This window comes from Mixta gaviniae (genome assembly GCF_002953195.1).
Lineage (GTDB): Bacteria > Pseudomonadota > Gammaproteobacteria > Enterobacterales > Enterobacteriaceae > Mixta > Mixta gaviniae.
This window is the reverse complement of sequence record NZ_CP026377.1, coordinates 2,333,542-2,349,360: the sequence shown is the minus strand read 5'-3', so window position 1 is coordinate 2,349,360 and position 15,819 is coordinate 2,333,542. Positions and strand designations below refer to the sequence as shown.

14 protein-coding genes and 1 pseudogene are annotated in these 15,819 nt (G+C 59.4%); 10 read left to right on the top strand and 5 right to left on the bottom strand.

All coding sequences use genetic code 11. The features are described from left to right. The first annotated feature begins 4 nt into the window (after window positions 1–4). The 4 genes from C2E15_RS10905 to C2E15_RS10890 all read left to right on the top strand — a co-directional run bounded on the left by C2E15_RS10905 (window position 5) and on the right by C2E15_RS10890 (window position 4,557). Window positions 5–856: a sugar ABC transporter permease gene (locus tag C2E15_RS10905; RefSeq protein ID WP_104957387.1), complete on the top strand. Its 852-nt coding sequence runs from the start codon at window positions 5–7 to the stop codon at window positions 854–856. 3 nt (window positions 857–859) lie between these two features. Continuing rightward, entirely contained in the window at window positions 860–2,053 is a 1,194-nt protein-coding gene (locus C2E15_RS10900) for a glycoside hydrolase family 53 protein (protein WP_104957386.1), read from the top strand. 47 nt (window positions 2,054–2,100) lie between these two features. After that, window positions 2,101–4,170, top strand: a complete 2,070-nt coding sequence (locus tag C2E15_RS10895; protein ID WP_104957385.1) for a beta-galactosidase — start codon at window positions 2,101–2,103, stop codon at window positions 4,168–4,170. A 72-nt stretch (window positions 4,171–4,242) separates the two neighbouring features. After that, window positions 4,243–4,557 (top strand): PTS sugar transporter subunit IIB, encoded by a 315-nt coding sequence (locus C2E15_RS10890; protein WP_104957384.1) that lies wholly within the window; start codon window positions 4,243–4,245, stop codon window positions 4,555–4,557. A 90-nt stretch (window positions 4,558–4,647) separates the two neighbouring features. On the opposite strand, the gene C2E15_RS10885 is transcribed toward C2E15_RS10890, so the two are convergent. After that, the gene (locus C2E15_RS10885) at window positions 4,648–5,910 is read right to left on the bottom strand and encodes a maltoporin (RefSeq protein WP_104957383.1); all 1,263 of its coding nucleotides are present in this window, start codon (window positions 5,908–5,910) and stop codon (window positions 4,648–4,650) included. A gap of 264 nt (window positions 5,911–6,174) precedes the next feature. On the opposite strand from C2E15_RS10885, the gene C2E15_RS10880 reads away from it, so the two are divergent. After that, window positions 6,175–7,245, top strand: a complete 1,071-nt coding sequence (locus tag C2E15_RS10880; protein WP_104957382.1) for a LacI family DNA-binding transcriptional regulator — start codon at window positions 6,175–6,177, stop codon at window positions 7,243–7,245. 83 nt (window positions 7,246–7,328) lie between these two features. Here the strand turns inward: C2E15_RS10880 and C2E15_RS10875 are convergent, their stop codons facing one another. Continuing rightward, complete coding sequence (locus C2E15_RS10875) at window positions 7,329–7,841, bottom strand: hypothetical protein (RefSeq protein ID WP_104957381.1); 513 nt, start codon at window positions 7,839–7,841, stop codon at window positions 7,329–7,331. A 484-nt stretch (window positions 7,842–8,325) separates the two neighbouring features. Between C2E15_RS10875 and C2E15_RS10870 the strand changes: the two genes are divergently transcribed. After that, the gene (locus tag C2E15_RS10870) at window positions 8,326–9,816 is read left to right on the top strand and encodes a sensor domain-containing diguanylate cyclase (protein WP_104957380.1); all 1,491 of its coding nucleotides are present in this window, start codon (window positions 8,326–8,328) and stop codon (window positions 9,814–9,816) included. 33 nt (window positions 9,817–9,849) lie between these two features. Here C2E15_RS10870 and C2E15_RS21680 read toward each other — a convergent pair whose 3' ends face one another. Then, window positions 9,850–10,011: an alpha/beta fold hydrolase gene (locus C2E15_RS21680; protein ID WP_167391859.1), complete on the bottom strand. Its 162-nt coding sequence runs from the start codon at window positions 10,009–10,011 to the stop codon at window positions 9,850–9,852. 351 nt (window positions 10,012–10,362) lie between these two features. On the opposite strand from C2E15_RS21680, the gene C2E15_RS10865 reads away from it, so the two are divergent. Then, complete coding sequence (locus tag C2E15_RS10865; protein WP_104957379.1) at window positions 10,363–10,635, top strand: putative hemolysin; 273 nt, start codon at window positions 10,363–10,365, stop codon at window positions 10,633–10,635. Window positions 10,636–10,671: 36 nt separating this feature from the next. Here C2E15_RS10865 and C2E15_RS10860 read toward each other — a convergent pair whose 3' ends face one another. Further along, window positions 10,672–11,667, bottom strand: a complete 996-nt coding sequence (locus tag C2E15_RS10860) for a 2-hydroxyacid dehydrogenase (protein WP_104957378.1) — start codon at window positions 11,665–11,667, stop codon at window positions 10,672–10,674. A gap of 196 nt (window positions 11,668–11,863) precedes the next feature. On the opposite strand from C2E15_RS10860, the pseudogene C2E15_RS10855 reads away from it, so the two are divergent. The 3 genes and pseudogenes from C2E15_RS10855 (at window position 11,864) to C2E15_RS10845 (ending at window position 14,997) form a co-directional block, all read left to right on the top strand. After that, a pseudogene (locus tag C2E15_RS10855) lies at window positions 11,864–14,490 on the top strand (YdbH family protein). Beyond that, a complete protein-coding gene (locus tag C2E15_RS10850) occupies window positions 14,480–14,665 on the top strand; it encodes a YnbE family lipoprotein (protein ID WP_104957377.1) in 186 nt (61 codons plus the stop codon). Before C2E15_RS10855 ends, C2E15_RS10850 begins: the two are co-directional and overlap by 11 nt. Before the next feature lie 11 nt (window positions 14,666–14,676). Beyond that, a complete protein-coding gene (locus tag C2E15_RS10845; RefSeq protein WP_104957376.1) occupies window positions 14,677–14,997 on the top strand; it encodes a YdbL family probable chaperone protein in 321 nt (106 codons plus the stop codon). 37 nt (window positions 14,998–15,034) lie between these two features. Here the strand turns inward: C2E15_RS10845 and C2E15_RS10840 are convergent, their stop codons facing one another. After that, window positions 15,035–15,634 (bottom strand): FMN-dependent NADH-azoreductase, encoded by a 600-nt coding sequence (locus C2E15_RS10840; RefSeq protein WP_104957375.1) that lies wholly within the window; start codon window positions 15,632–15,634, stop codon window positions 15,035–15,037. Between the last annotated feature and the right edge of the window lie 185 nt (window positions 15,635–15,819).

The following is a 15,819-nucleotide window of genomic DNA, read 5'->3' as shown; positions in this document are numbered from 1 at the left end:
AGTTATGGCGAAGTCCGGCAGTATTAAACGCGAACGGTGGGTACGCCTGTCGCTAACCTGGCTGGTGGTATTGACCGTCGCGACCATCATTATCTATCCGCTGATCTGGACGGTGGGGGCGTCGCTGAACGCCGGCAATAGCCTGCTCAGCAGCGCGATCATTCCGGAAAACGCGTCGCTGCAGCACTACCGCGATCTGTTTAACGGTACGGTGCCTTACCTGACGTGGTACTGGAACTCGATGAAAATCAGCCTGCTGACCATGGTGCTGACGCTGCTTAGCGTCAGCTGCACCGCCTACGCCTTTTCGCGTTTTCGCTTTAAAGGGCGGCAAAACGGGCTGATGCTGTTTCTGCTGCTGCAGATGATCCCGCAGTTTTCAGCACTGATCGCCATTTTCGTGCTGTCCCAGCTGCTGGGGCTCATCAACAGCCACCTCGCGCTGGTATTGATCTATGTGGGCGGCATGATCCCGATGAACACCTACCTGATGAAGGGCTATCTCGATTCGATTCCCAAAGATCTCGATGAGTCGGCACGCATGGACGGCGCGGGCAACTTCCGCATCTTTGTCGAAATTATCATGCCGCTGTCGAAGCCGATTCTGGCGGTGGTGGCGCTGTTCTCCTTCACCGGGCCGCTGGGGGATTTCATTCTCTCCAGCACCATTCTGCGCACACCTGAACAGTTCACGCTGCCGATCGGCCTTTATAACCTGGTGTCGCAGAAGATGGGCGCCAGCTACACCACTTATGCGGCGGGTGCCGTGCTGATCGCCGTGCCGGTGGCAGTGTTCTACCTGGCGCTGCAGAAATACTTCGTGTCTGGCCTGGCCTCAGGCAGTACTAAAGGATAAATCATGACGCCGAAAACCTTACTTCTCGCCCTGGCGCTGGCCTGGGCGACACCGCTGCTCGCCGCTGATCAAGCACCTGTTCCCTCTGCCGGGCCCTGGCCGGCGGATTTTATAAAGGGCGCGGATATCTCCTCGCTGGCGGAACTGGAAAAGCAGGGCGCGAAATTCTACAACGCCGCCAATCAGCAACAGGACGCCATCGCCATTCTGAAAGCCAACGGCATCAACACTATTCGCCTGCGGCTGTGGGTTGACCCGACCGACGGCAGCGGCCACAGCTATGGCGGCGGCGGCAACGATCTGGCCACCACGCTGGCGCTGGCGAAGCGCGTTAAAGCCGCCGGCCTGACGCTATTGCTCGACTTTCACTACAGCGATTTCTGGACCGATCCCGGCAAGCAATTTAAGCCGAAAGCCTGGCAGTCGCTGAGCTTTCCGCAGCTGGAAAAACAGGTTCATGACTATACGCGCGATACCATCGCCCGCTTTAAGGCGGAAGGGGCAATGCCGGATATTGTGCAGATTGGCAACGAGCTGAATGGCGGCATGCTCTGGCCGGATGGCAAAAGCTGGGGACAAAACGGCGGTGAGTTCGATCGGCTGGCGGCGCTGCTGAAAGCCGCCATCAGCGGTCTGCGCGACAATCTCAGCGATCCGCATCAGGTGAAGATCATGCTGCACCTCGCCGAGGGCACCAAGAACGACACGTTCCGCTGGTGGTTCGATGAGATCGTCAAGCGCCAGGTACCGTTCGATCTGATCGGCCTGTCGATGTACACCTACTGGAACGGCCCGATTAGCGCGCTGAAGGCCAATATGGATGATATCAGCCGGCGCTATGACAAAGATGTGATGGTAGTGGAAGCCGCCTACGGCTACACGCTGGAAAACTGCGATAGCGCCGAAAACAGCTTCCAGGCCAAAGAGGAGCAGGCGGGCGGCTATCCCGCCACGACGGCGGGCCAGGCGGCCTATCTGCATGACCTTATCAAAGCGGTGCTGGCGGTGCCCGGCCAGCGCGGCAAGGGCGTGGTCTACTGGGAACCGACGTGGATCCCCGCGCCAGGCAATACCTGGGCGACGCCGGCCGGCATGAAATATATCCACGACGAATGGAAGCAGGGCAACGCTCGCGAAAATCAGGCGCTGTTCGACTGTCACGGCAAGGCGCTGCCTTCGCTACAGGTTTTTCATTAATCCATTAGCGCTAACGCTGATGTCTCTGACACTCCCGAGGAACAGGTATGAATAAATTTCCCCCGCTCAGCGCCAGAGTTAACGCGCTGCTGCACGGCGCTGACTACAATCCGGAACAGTGGGCGCACCAGCCGGGCATTATCGACGATGACGTGACGATGATGAAACAGGCACGCTGCAACGTGATGTCGGTCGGTATTTTCAGCTGGGCGAAGCTGGAGCCGGAAGAGGGACGCTATGATTTCGCCTGGCTGGACGAGGTGATCGATAAGCTCTGGCAGCAGAATATTTCAGTGTTCCTCGCCACGCCCAGCGGCGCGCGTCCGGCATGGATGTCGCAGAAATACCCGCAGGTCCTGCGTGTCGGGCGCGATCGCGTGCCGGCGCTGCATGGCGGCCGACATAATCACTGCATGACCTCACCGATCTATCGCGAGAAAGTGCAGGCGATGAACAGCCAGCTGGCGGCGCGCTATGCGCATCATCCGGCGGTGATCGGCTGGCATATCTCTAATGAGTATGGCGGCGAGTGCCATTGCGATCGCTGCCAGCAAGCGTTCCGTGGCTGGCTGCAGCGCCGTTACGAAACCCTGGACAATCTCAACCACGCCTGGTGGAGCGATTTCTGGAGCCATACCTACAGCGACTGGTCGCAGATTGTGTCGCCTGCGCCACAGGGCGAAGTGTCGATTCATGGTCTTAACCTGGACTGGCGGCGGTTTATGACCGATCAGGTCACCGACTTCTGCCGCGAAGAGATCAAACCGCTGAAGCAGGCCAATCCCGATCTGCCCGCGACCACCAACTTTATGGAGTACTTCTACGATTACGACTACTGGAAGCTGGCGCAGGCGCTCGATTTTATCTCCTGGGACAGCTATCCGATGTGGCACAACGAGAAGGATGAAACCGCGCTCGCCTGTTACACCGCGATGTATCACGACCTGATGCGCACCCTGAAGCAGGGCAAGCCATTCGTGCTGATGGAATCGACGCCGAGCGCGACGAACTGGCAGCCCACCAGCAAACTCAAAAAGCCGGGGATGCATATCCTCTCTTCGCTGCAGGCGGTGGCGCACGGCGCGGATGCGGTGCAGTACTTTCAGTGGCGCAAAAGCCGTGGCTCGGTGGAGAAGTTTCACGGCGCGGTAGTCGATCATGTCGGTCATCTCGATACGCGCACCGGCCGCGAGGTTTGCGAGCTGGGGCGCATGCTGGCGGCGATGACGCCGGTACAGGGTTGCCGCGTCGATGCCCGGGTGGCGATCGTCTTCGACTGGGAGAGCCGCTGGGCGATGGATAACGCGCAGGGACCGCGCAACCTGGGCCTGCACTATGAGCGCACGGTTAACGAACACTATCGCGCCTTCTGGGAACAGGGCGTGGCGGTAGATGTGATCAACGGTGACAGCGATCTCAGCGGCTATGCGCTGGTGATAGCGCCGATGCTCTATATGGTGCGCGACGGCTTCGCGCAACGCGTGCAGCAGCATCTGGAGCAGGGCGGCCACTTCGTCGCCAGCTACTGGAGCGGTATCGTTAATGAAAGCGATCTCTGTTACCTCGGCGGCTTCCCCGGGCCGCTGCGGCCGCTGCTCGGCATCTGGGCGGAGGAGATCGATAGCCTCACCGACGAGGAGTTCAACGGCGTGCGCGGCGTGCGCGGCAACGAGCTGGGCCTCAGCGGACCTTATCAGGCGCGTGAACTCTGCGAGCATATCCACCTGGAAGGGGCCACGGCGCTGGCCAGCTACGAGAGCGACTTCTACGCCGGTACCCCGGCGGCGACCGTAAACCGCATCGGTAAAGGCAAAGCCTGGTATATCGCCTCGCGCAATGATCTGGCGTTTCATCGCGATTTCTACGGCGCGCTGATTAAACAGCTGGCGCTGCCGCGCGCGCTGGCGGTCGATCTGCCGCCGGGCGTCACCGCTCAGCGCCGCACCGATGGTGAACAGGCGTTTATCTTCGTACAGAACTTCACCGCACAGACGCAGCAGCTGCAGCTGCCTGCCGGGATCGCGGATCTGATTGCGGGGACGCCGCTGACCGGGCCGCTGACGCTGGCGCCCTGGGGCTGTCGCGTGCTGCGTGCGCCGCTGGCATCAGCGTCATAACCGGCGGCCGTCACCGTTTGTTAGCAAGATGGCGGGCGGCAGCCCGCCTTTTTTTATCTGAAGGAGAACCGCATGGTGAGTCTGAAATCGTTTAAACATTACTTTAGTCGTCAGTCGCCGCCCGCCGGAGAGCCACCTGTTGACGGCGCGCTGCTGGAGCGCCTGATGCGCTGCTTCGGCGGCCGTGACAATATTCGTCAGGTAGATGCCTGCCTGACGCGGCTGCGTGTCACGGTGGCTTCGCTGGCGGCGGTCGATACTGCCGGCTTACAGCAGGCGGGGGCGATTGGCGTCGTCATCCTCGGCGATGAGGTACATGCGATCTTCGGGACGCAGTCCGATCGTCTGCGTCAGCTGCTGGAGACGCGCTTTTTTCAGCCGCAATAAAAAAAATGGATAACCGTCGCCGGTTATCCAAATCAGCCCCTGCAAAAGAGCCAGACAATCAGGAAAGATAACAATGAGGAGATAGCGCGTTTACCACCAGGCTTCGACCTGTACGCCGAAGTTCCAGGTGTCGTTACTGGTGTTGTCCTGGAAGCTGTGCCCGTTTTCAGAATCATTCAGATAAGAGGCGAACAGGCGCAGCTCAGGACGCGACATAAACTCCGGGCCGGCCGCCAGCCCCAGTGCCAGGGTATATTTCTGTCCGGCCTGCTTGTAGTCGCCGCCAACTTTGTTCTCATCTTTCTGCCAGAAACTGCCCACTTCGCCGATGGCGCGCACATACTGCGTAAACTGATACTGACCGCGGCCCACCAGCGACAGCAGGGTACTTTTATTGGTCTGCGCGGTGACATCATCCGCCGAACCCCAGGTAAATACCTGGTTTAACGAGAACTTATCGGTAACCGGAAGCAGGCCGGTGTTGATGATGCGATAGCCTTTGGCGTTGCGGGTATCGTTCCACATGTCATACCAGCCGCCGCCCTGCGAAATCATGTTCTGCGCCAGCCCTTTATCGGCATATTGCACGACCAGTTTCTGATAGCCGCCCCAGATATCCTGGCTGATCTCACCCGTCAGCATCACGCCATTTTCTGCGTCATACAGGCCGCCATACTCTTCCTGCTTTTTGGTGGTGTTAGGGATGGCGTAATCGATGCCGAATTCGGTCCAGGCGCCGCTCCAGGGTTTCCAGCCGGCATAGCGCAGGTCGAGATAGTTGATGTTCACGTCGTTATCGCCATCGACGCGATAATCGACATCATTGGCGTCGCCACGGATCCAGGCGAAAGAGATGGCGCCCGGACCCAGCGTATAGTTTTCAATGCCCGCGCCGGAGCCGGAGATATTCCAGTATTTGGTATCGATGATGTGCAGATCGTGGCGCTGGTAGTAGCGTTTGCCGCCCCAGATCACCGCATTTTTATCGCCGGGCACCAGCCCTTTGATCTGCAGATTGAGCTGACGTAACCCGAACTGCGCATCGTCGCCGAGGGTAGTTTCATTATCGTTAGAGCCATCGGAGAACATGCTGACCATGGTGTCGACGTAAAAGCTGACGTCATCCTTTTTGTAGACCTCGCTGCCCAGTTCCACCTCGCCGTAGGTGTCCGCCTCATTGCCGAGACGGCCAATTTTATTTTTTTGCCACTCTTCGATACCGCCATCCTGGGAGACGCCCACGCCGCCGCGCAGATAGCCGTGGAAATCGATGTTGTCCAGGGCGGCATAAAGCGTCGGGGAGGTCAGGGCGGCGGCGAGCGCCACAGCAGCAGTGCGTAGCCTTGTGTTCATGTTATCCTCATTTTATTTGTAATACGTTCACATAACGCCGGCAGTAAACGCTTTTTAACAGAGGAGTGACAAATCAAATCACGATAATGTGTGATGTAGTGCAAATAAAGAGGCGGGATTTGTAACGATTGGTGAATCAGATCACCAAATTTCGTGATGTGAAGGTATAACTTTTCTTTTTTGTTTGCGCAATGTGACTGCGGTAGCCTGGCCTGAAGTTACGTTATGATACTATTCCGCCATCGGTAAACAGGGATGCGAATTATGAAATCAAAGAATGCTACCTTAGAGGATGTCGCCCGTCATGCCGGCGTATCGTATCAGACGGTTTCGCGGGTTTTGAATAAGTCGGCCAACGTCTCAGAAACAACGCGCCGCAAGGTGGAGCAGGCGATTGAAACGCTGCGCTATGTGCCGAACAGACTGGCGCAGCAGCTGGTGGGCAAGCAGAGCAGCACGCTGGGCCTGGTGACCACCTCGCTGGCGCTGCATGCCCCTTCACAGGTGGCGGCGGCGGTTAAACGCTACGCGAACGCTGCCGATTACCAGGTGCTGATCGCGATGATCGATGAGAACGTCAACCAAAGCCTGCAAAATTGTATCAACGAGCTGAAATCACAGCGGGTGGATAAGGTGATCGTCAACGTACCGCTGGAGAGCGCCGACGCGGAACGCATCGTGCAGGAGAACGACGATATCCTCTGCCTTTTTCTCGATGTTGACCCGTACAGCGCCGTGTTTAACGTTTCGTTTAATCCGGCGGACGGCACCCGCGCCAGCGTCAAATACCTCTATGAACTGGGACATCGGGATTTCGCCCTGCTGGCCGGGCCGCAGCAATCCGTTTCCGCCAATCTGCGGCTGAAAAGCTGGCTGGATACGCTGGAAAGCTATCGCCTGACGCCGGTCAGCATCAGCCATGGCAACTGGGATGCGCAGAGTGGCTATAACGGCGTACTGCAGCTGCTACGCGAAGCGCCGAACTTTAGCGCACTGCTGGTTGGCAACGATCAGATGGCGCTTGGCGCCCTGAGCGCGCTGCATCAGCGCGGCGTGACGGTGCCGGGGCAGATCTCCGTGATTGGCTACGATGACACCTATGAAAGCGCCTTCTTCCATCCGGCGCTGACCACAGTGTCGCTGGATCTCGATCTGCAGGGCAAAGAGGCGGTAGCGCGTATCCTGTTAGCCAGTGAGCAAGATCAGCAGCGTTCGTCATCAATTCTGCCCGCGAAGCTGGTGGTGCGCAGCTCCACCGGCGCCGTTGGACAACGGCAACAGGATTTAACTCAGATCGCGGCGCAGCTGCGGCTGATCGCCAGCCAGCTTGAGTAGGTGGCGCGGGGTGCGGGATATGGGGAACCTGACGGGTTTCCTCTTTCATTTTGCGCCGATCGGGGAAGCAAAGATTAGCAAATTTAGTAGGCTGTCTCAGCGCTAACAATGGTCATGCCCAACGCATTGGTGCGTTTAATCACATTAAGCGTTCCATTGCTAAAATAGTTTCCCACGGGTTCGCACACTTTTATGCGCCTTTTTAAATCCGGATCATCAACATAAGCACCACTACAGTTGTTACGGCTGCCGGCTGAGAATACGTAGGCGGCTGAGTAAGTACTTATTCTTCCCGGAATCAGCCAGACAGCCGTGCTGACCAGTATATAGCTACAGAGAGCAACAATAAGAACCGCCCCGACCCAGATCTTGAGGTTATCCAGAATGCCCTGAATTTGCTGAGCTTTGCCCCATTTTTTAACGCCCCAGTAAAACGCTGAACTGAGTATAAGGTCAGCCACAAGCAGCATATGCAGAGTTTGCCGCGTCAGAAATGTAGAGTGATCGATAACGGAACGCCAGGCGATGAAAGCAAATATGCAGCCTAATACAGAGGTGGTTGCCAAAAGTAAACGGGGATAGGAATAGGTCTTCATTGACCACTTTCTCCATCATCGGCAGGATGCAACAGCACGCAGCCAGTTATCATGCGGGCCACCTCGCCCGGCATCAGAATGTTCTTTACCACTTTACGCACGTCCACTGTGTCGATTCTCCTTTCTTGCATGGGTCATCTCATAGAGGCGTATATCATCCATCATTCCTGCTAATTTTTCAGGCCATCTTATCTCTATTGAATAACAAATTAACGTACAGTCCGCACGCCACGCCGGCCTCTCTCTGGCCTTTATCCCGCTTTACGCCAGCGCTTAGCCTTTTCTGAATCCCGCTATCATGCGGTTTTAAACAGCGGGCATCACCCTGTTGCTGAATAACAGGCTCTCCTGCGGTTTCCTCATTTCCCACTTTTGATTCATCAGTTATGCTTCTCAATAGGCACCATTACTCAGGGATCAGCACGTGGACAGAAAAACGGATAGCGCAGTTTCCTCTCTTTTACATACCTCTCTTGGCCGCAGCATGGCCTTTTTCCTGTTGCTAACCGGTTTTGCGGTGATCGCCATCAACAGCTGGGCGCTGTGGGTTTCCTGGGAACATACGCTGAATAAAAGCGAAAACGATGCGCGCAACCTTTCGGTCTCGCTGGCGCGTCAGGCGCAGGATGCCTTTCTGCAGGTAGATATCACCCTGGCCGATGCCGTCAGGCAATTACGGCAAAACGGCCCGGGCTACGCCGCGTCGCCGGCGTTTGCCCGCCAGCTGCGGGAGCAGCACGGCAAGCTGGCGCAGCTGCATGGCCTGTTTATTTATGATAAGCAGGGAAACTGGATTGTTACCTCAGGCAACTATATCCCCGCGCGCGCCAGCAATGCGGATCGGGAATATTTTGTCTGGCACCGCACCCATAGCGATGCCAACGCGCATATCAGCCATGTGATCCGTAGCCGCTCAACCGGCGAGCTGGTGATCCCGGTATCGGTGCGTCTGAATGACAGCAAAGGCGAATTTGCCGGCGTGGCGCTGGCGACGGTAAAGGTGGAGTACTTCCGGCAGTTTTACAGTTACTACATTCTCGGCGAGCGCGATGTGTTGGGGCTCATTCTGGCGGACAGTACGGTACTTTACGCGCGTCCGCTGCCGGATTCGGTGATCAACAAAAGCCTCTCCGCCAGCCCGCTGTTCACCACCATGCTGAAGACCTCCGCCAGCGGCAGCGCGACCTGGCGCTCGGCGCTGGACGGCGTGGAGCGCATCTACGGCTACGCCCGGCTCGATCAATATCCGCTGATTGTCACCGCCGGCTATGACCGCGATAAAATTCGCGCCGACTGGCTGGCCGCTAATCTGACCGACGGCATACTCAACCTGGTGCTGCTGGCGATGATGGGCATTATGGGCTGGTTTGTGCTGCGCCAGGTTGGCGCCAACGTGCGCAATCAGCTGGAGCTGACCCAGGTCAGGGATGAGCTGACTACCATCAACCATACGCTACAGTCGCTGGCGCTGGTGGATGGGTTAACCGGGCTGGCGAACCGCCGGCAGTTCGATGCGCTGCTGGAGCAGGAGCTGCAGCGTTCGCGCAAAAGCGGCGAACCGCTGTCGCTGATTATGGTGGATATCGATTTCTTCAAACGCTACAACGATACCTACGGCCATGTGGCCGGCGATATGTGCCTGAAAAAGGTCGGGGCAGTGCTGCGCGGCCTGACGCATCGTCATATCGATTTAGTGGCGCGCTACGGCGGCGAGGAGTTTGCCATTATCCTGCCTTTTACCGGCGCGGCTGACGTCAGGCAGTTCGCCGAGCGGGCGGTGCGCGTCGTGCGTGAAGCGGGCATCCTTCATGAGGCCACGGAACGCGCCGAAAAAGTGATCACCATCAGCGCAGGCTGCTGCACCCTGATCGCCAGCGGCCAGCAGGGCGAGGCGGAGCGCGTTAAAGAGCGCGCGGACAAGGCGCTCTATGAAGCGAAACGCAACGGACGCAACCGCGTCGAGGCGAGCCAGTAAGCGGGCGGGCAAAGAACGCCCGCCAGAGAGGTGTCAGCCAAAAAATGCGCGCAGCTCGCGGGCGAGCGTTTGAGGCTGTTCGTTGGGAAGAAAGTGGCCGCAGTGCGGGATCAGCACGCCCGCTACGTTTTTCGCAAACGGGCGCAGCGGCGCGACCATCTCTCCCTGGGCGGCGCTGCTCGCCAGCACCGGCATCCCCAGCGGCCCCTGGTTCAACAGCGCGCGAAGGCGATGCGAGATCAGTTAGGATTCAGGCCGCGCTAATCCGATGTGAGGTCAGTGATGGCGATCGGCGGGCCGTGGTTTTTTCCGCGCGGAGCAGAAGAGGGCGGAAGCCGTAAAAGGCAGCCCGGCGCGCCTGTTTAAAGGCGCCGCGCAGGGGGGCGCCATCAACTCATTTCGGCTTATTCCGTAAGCGAAACGGGAGTATTCCTGGAGACTTTTTGCCGGGAAAATTACGTAAAAAGTTGTTTCACATCTCGACGCACCGATAAACGTCGCTTATGCTGGCAAAGCCTTCACTTCACTTACCCCGGAGCCCGACAAATGAAAGCAGCCACCTTTCTGCTTGCCGGCGCTGCGCTGCTTCTTGCAGCATGCAGCAGCAGCGATAATGAACCCCCACAGCAGGCCACGGCTGCGCACGTCCAGCCCAGAGTCGCGATGTCATCCTTAGCGGAAAGCAACTGTGCCAGCGCAGGCGGCACCCTGGCATTCTCGCGTCAGCTCGACGGCACCAGCGTCGGTATGTGCCAGCTGGCCAACGGCCGCCGCTGTAGTGAAAACGCGCTGGAAAGCGGCAGCTGCGCGCGCTTTTAACAGCGGCTGGCGCGCACAGAGCGCACCAGCGGCCGGTTACGGAGGGCTGACTTCGTTCGGGCAGGCTTCGCCTTTTTGCAGCTGCTGCAGGTTAGAGAGCGTGGTTTCGGAAATCGCGGTCAGCGCTTCGGCGGTCAGGAACGCCTGATGGCCCGTAAACAGCACGTTATGGCAGGCGGAAAGACGACGGAACACGTCATCCTGGATCACATCGTTAGACTTATCTTCAAAGAAGAGATCGCGCTCATTCTCATAGACGTCCATGCCAAGCGAACCGATTTTCTGCTGTTTCAGCGCATCGATCGCTGCCTGTGAATCAACCAGGCCGCCGCGGCTGGTATTGATGATCATCACGCCATCTTTCATCTGGCTGAAGGCGGCGGCATCCAGCAGGTGATGGTTGTCCGGCGTCAGCGGGCAGTGCAGCGTAATCACGTCTGACTCTTTAAACAGCGTTTTGATATCGACATATTCCGCGCCCAGGTCGAGCGCCTGCGGGTTCGGATAGGGATCGAACGCCAGCAGACGCATGCCGAACCCTTTCAGGATCCGCAGCGTGGCGATGCCGATTTTCCCGGTGCCGATAACGCCGGCGGTACGGCCGTGCATATTAAAGCCGATCAACCCTTCCAGCGAAAAGTTAGCGTCGCGGGTGCGCTGATAGGCGCGATGAATGCGGCGGTTCAGCGTCATCATCATGCCGACCGCATGTTCCGCCACCGCCTCCGGCGAATAGGCCGGCACACGCACCACTTTCATCCCCAGCGCTTTCGCCGCGTCCAGGTCGACGTTATTAAAGCCGGCGCAGCGCAGCGCGATCGTTTTTACCCCCTGGGAATGCAGGATCTCCAGCACCGGACGGCTGGCATCATCATTCACAAAAATACAAACGGCTTCGCAGTTATCGGCGTTGATCGCCGTCCGCTCGCTCAGCAGAAAATCGAAATATTCGATATCGAAACCAAAGCGCTGGTTAACGTGATCGAGATACTTCTTGTCATACTGTTTGGTGCTGTAGACCGCAAGTTTCATTATCGTCTCCTTATTGTCTTCTCCCTTTATTCTAGACTGGCTGACATGCGGCGTAATCATTAATCTGCGGCGCGCGCCGCCGCGCTTTCGCGTGGCGCTGGCGCTGGCCAGAAAAGCGCGGTGAAACCTTCACCCTGCTTGACGATCGTGCCATCATAGCGGCCGGGATTTTTTACAGAACAGGACTGTCATGGCAATGCGTCGGCGCTTTTCATTCGCTCTCGCCTTTCTGCTGGCGCTGGTTCTGCTGGTGCTGACGCTGCTGCTGAGCGTGACGCACTGGCTGCCGCGCCTGGCGGGGATCTGGCTGCCCGCAGGCACGCGTATCGCGCTTGATGCCGCGCCGCGCTGGCGGCAGGGGGGCTCTATGTGCCTTCGCTACGCTATCTGGCGGGCGACTGCCAGCTGGCCGGTGTCGACGGGCTGACGCTGCGTTACCGCCATGCGCGCTGGCTGGCCGGGGCGCAGCGGCTGGCGCTCGACAGCGCCTGCCTGAGCCGGCTGCCCGCCAGCGATACCGCGTCCGACGCGCCGCGCACGCTGACGCAGTGGCAGGCGCTGCTGCCGCCCGCCGATATTACGGTGCGGCAGCTGGTGGTGAATCCTTATCAGAGCTGGGCAGGCGCCCTGCGGCTGACCCTCGATCGCGCGGCGCAGCGGCTCGATTACCAGGGCGATAATCTGCGGGTGCAGGCCGAGCTGCAGGGACAGCGGCTGACGCTGCGCCAGCTGACCCTTCATCCCCCCGGCCAGACTCAGCCGGTAACGCTGCACGGCGCGCTGGAGCTAACAGAGTTCGCCAACGGCGTGCCGGAAAGCGGGCAGCTCGAAGGCGATTTTACCCTGACGCAGCCGCCGCATCCGCTGCATGTCGCCCTCGACTGGCGGCGGCAGGCGGGCAGGCTGACCGTCACTTCCCCGGATGAAGCGACGCCGCTGGTGACATTGCCCTGGCAGGTTACCGCTGAACAGATTCGCATTGTCGGGGGCCGTTGGCGCTGGCCGTGGGCGGCGCAGCCGCTGGCAGGCGGCGTGGCGCTGACGCTTGCTAACTGGCGACAAGGGCTGGAGGCGACCACCCTGAGCGGACGCATGAATATGCTCACCCAGGGGCGCGGCGGTAAAGGCAACGTGGTGCTGACGCTGGGGCCGGGACGTCTGTCGCTCACCGATAGCGAGCTGCCGCTGCGCCTGACCGGCGAAAGCAAACTGGCCGCGCTGCAGTTTTACGCTTCGCTGCCCGGCACGCTGACCGGCTCGCTATTGGATCCACAGCTGCACATTGCCCCCGGCGCGTTGCTGCGGATGCGCGGCCGTTTGCTCTCCACGCTGGAGGTGGATGAGGCGCGCTGGCCGCTGGCGGGCGTCACCCTCTCTTCCGCCGGCGTCAACGGCCGCCTGCAGGCGATCCTCAGCGCGCACGACGCCAGCAAAGGGCGCTTTACGCTGCACCTTGATGGCCGCGCGCGCGATTTCTGGCCCGACAGTGGGCGCTGGAGCTGGCGCTACTGGGGTAACGGCTATCTGGCGCCGCTGGCGGCGAAATGGGATGGGATGGGCACCGGCGGCTGGCAGCAGAACACCATCGCCCTGGATACGCTCTCCACCGGTTTTGACCAGCTACGCTACGGCAAAACTACCGTCGCGCAGCCGCGGCTGCATCTGACGCAGCCGCTGGTCTGGCGGCGCGCGGCGGATGATGGCGCCTTTAACGGCGCTCTGACGCTGGCGGCGCGCGAAACCCGCTTTGACAACGGCGGCTATTTGCCGGCGCCGGCGCTGACGCTGGCGCTTAACGGCAACGATCCGACCCATTTCCTGTTTAATGGCGAGCTGCGCGCGCGCGATATCGGTCCGGTGCGCCTGAATGGCCGCTGGGACGGCGAACGGCTGCGCGGAGAGGGCTGGTGGCCGCGCCAGTTGCTGACGGTGTTCCAGCCGTTGCTGAGTCCCGATCTGAAAATGAACATCACCGATGGCACGCTGCGCGCGCAGGTGGCATTTTCCGCCTCCGGCCAGCAGGGATTCACCGCCGGCGGCCACTGGGTGGTGGAAGAGGGCGCAGTCTGGATGCCGGATAACCGCATCCAGGGGATCGATTTCTCGCTGCCGTTCCGGCTGCGCGCCAGCCGCTGGCAGCTGGGCACCCACGGCCCGGTATCGCTGCGCATCAAAAGCATCAGCAGTCAGTTCCCGATGGCTAACGTCAGCGCCGATCTGCAGGGCAGCTGGCCCTGGAGCGAACGCACGCCGTTGACCCTCAGCAACGTCAGTCTGGATCTGCTCGGCGGCAGCCTGAGCATGGCGCAGCTGCGTATGCCGCAGCATCAGCCCGCGCTTATTCGCCTGCGGCAGATTAGCCTGAGCGAGCTGATCACCGCGCTGAAGCCGAAGCAGATCGCGCTGTCGGGACGGATTAATGGCGAGCTGCCGCTGTGGCTGAAGGATTCGCCGTGGCTGGTGAAAGAGGGGTGGATCGCTAACGACGGCCCGTTAACCCTGCGGCTCGATAAGCAGATGGCGGACGCGATCGCCAGCAATAATATCGCCGCGGGCGCGGCGCTCGACTGGCTGCGCTATATGGAGATATCGCGCAGCTGGGCGACGATTAACCTGAATGCCATCGGCGATCTGACCATGCAGGCGCAGGTCAACGGCGCCAGCCGTTTCAGCAACCGCGACCAGCATGTGAACCTGAGCTACCGCCATCAGGAGAACCTGTTTCAGCTGTGGCGCAGCCTGCGTTTTGGCGATAATTTACAATCCTGGGTAGAGCAGAACGCCACTCTGCCGACACAAAAGGACACCCATCATGAAAATTAACCGGCTGCTGCTGCTGGCCTGCTGTAGCGGGCTGGCCGGCTGCGTGCCGCGCATTGAAGTCGCGGCGCCGAAGGAACCGATCACCATCAACATGAACGTCAGGATCGAACATGAAATCCACATCAAAGTTGATAAAGATGTGGAAGCGCTGTTAGACAAGAGCGACCTTTTTTGAGCGGAGGCGGAATGAAAGGCTGGGTGAAACTCTGTCTGCTGCTGACGCTGGCATCGCCGGCGGCGATGGCGCTAACGCTTGATGAGGCGCGTCAGCAAGGGCGCGTCGGCGAAACTTTGAACGGCTATCTGGCGCCGCGCCTGCAGGATGCGGAAACGCTGGCGCTGGTGGCGCGCATCAATCAGGGGCGCGAACAGCACTACCAGCAGATTGCGCAGCAGAATCATTTACATACGGATGAGGTGGCGCGTATCGCCGGAGAAAAACTGGTGCAGCGCGCCGCGACGGGCGAGTACGTGCGGGGTATCAACGGGCAGTGGATCAGGAAGTAACGCCGCTGGCCGCCAGGGCGGCGGCCAGCGTTACGCATCAGGCGGTAGCCAGCTGCGCCAGGGTTTCTTTCGCTTCTGACGTCGCTTTGGTTGCCACTTCCGGGCCGTAGGCGATGCCTTCGGCAAAGACGAAGTTGACGTCGGTAATGCCGATAAAGCCGAGGAACAGCTGCACGTAAGGGGTCAGCAGGTCGCTCGGGGTATCTTTATGAATGCCGCCGCGGCTGGAGATAACAATAGCGCGTTTGCCTTTCACCAGGCCTTCCGGGCCCGCTTCGGTATAGCGGAAGGTAACGCCGGCGCGGGCGATCAGATCGAAGTAGTTTTTCAGCTGAGTCGGGATGTTGAAATTGTACATCGGCGCCGCAATAACAATCACATCATGCGCGTTCAGCTCAGCGATCAGCGCATCAGAAAGCGCCAGCGCTTCCTGCTGACGCGGGCTCAGGGCCGCATCGGAAGGGCGCAGCGCGCCAACCAGCTCGCCGTCCAGTACCGGAATCGCATCGGCCGCCAGGTCGCGTACCGTCACCTGATCGCCTTTGGCTTTCGCCTGCGCGGCATAAAAATCGGCCAGCTGACCAGACTGAGAATAACCGGCAAGAATACTGGATTTTAAAACTAATACTTTGCTCATAATTTTTTCCTGTCTCTGGAATACGGAAGTCTGTCCGCTCAATGGCTTACACTGTAGGGAGTTTACCGCACCAGTGAAAGCGCAATATTTCGAGACCGATGTTCGAAATTCTTGAACAAGCGCGGAGCAGGCCATCCCTGTCCGCACCGCCTGTGGTAACATAAGCCGCAGTAAATGAACGTGAC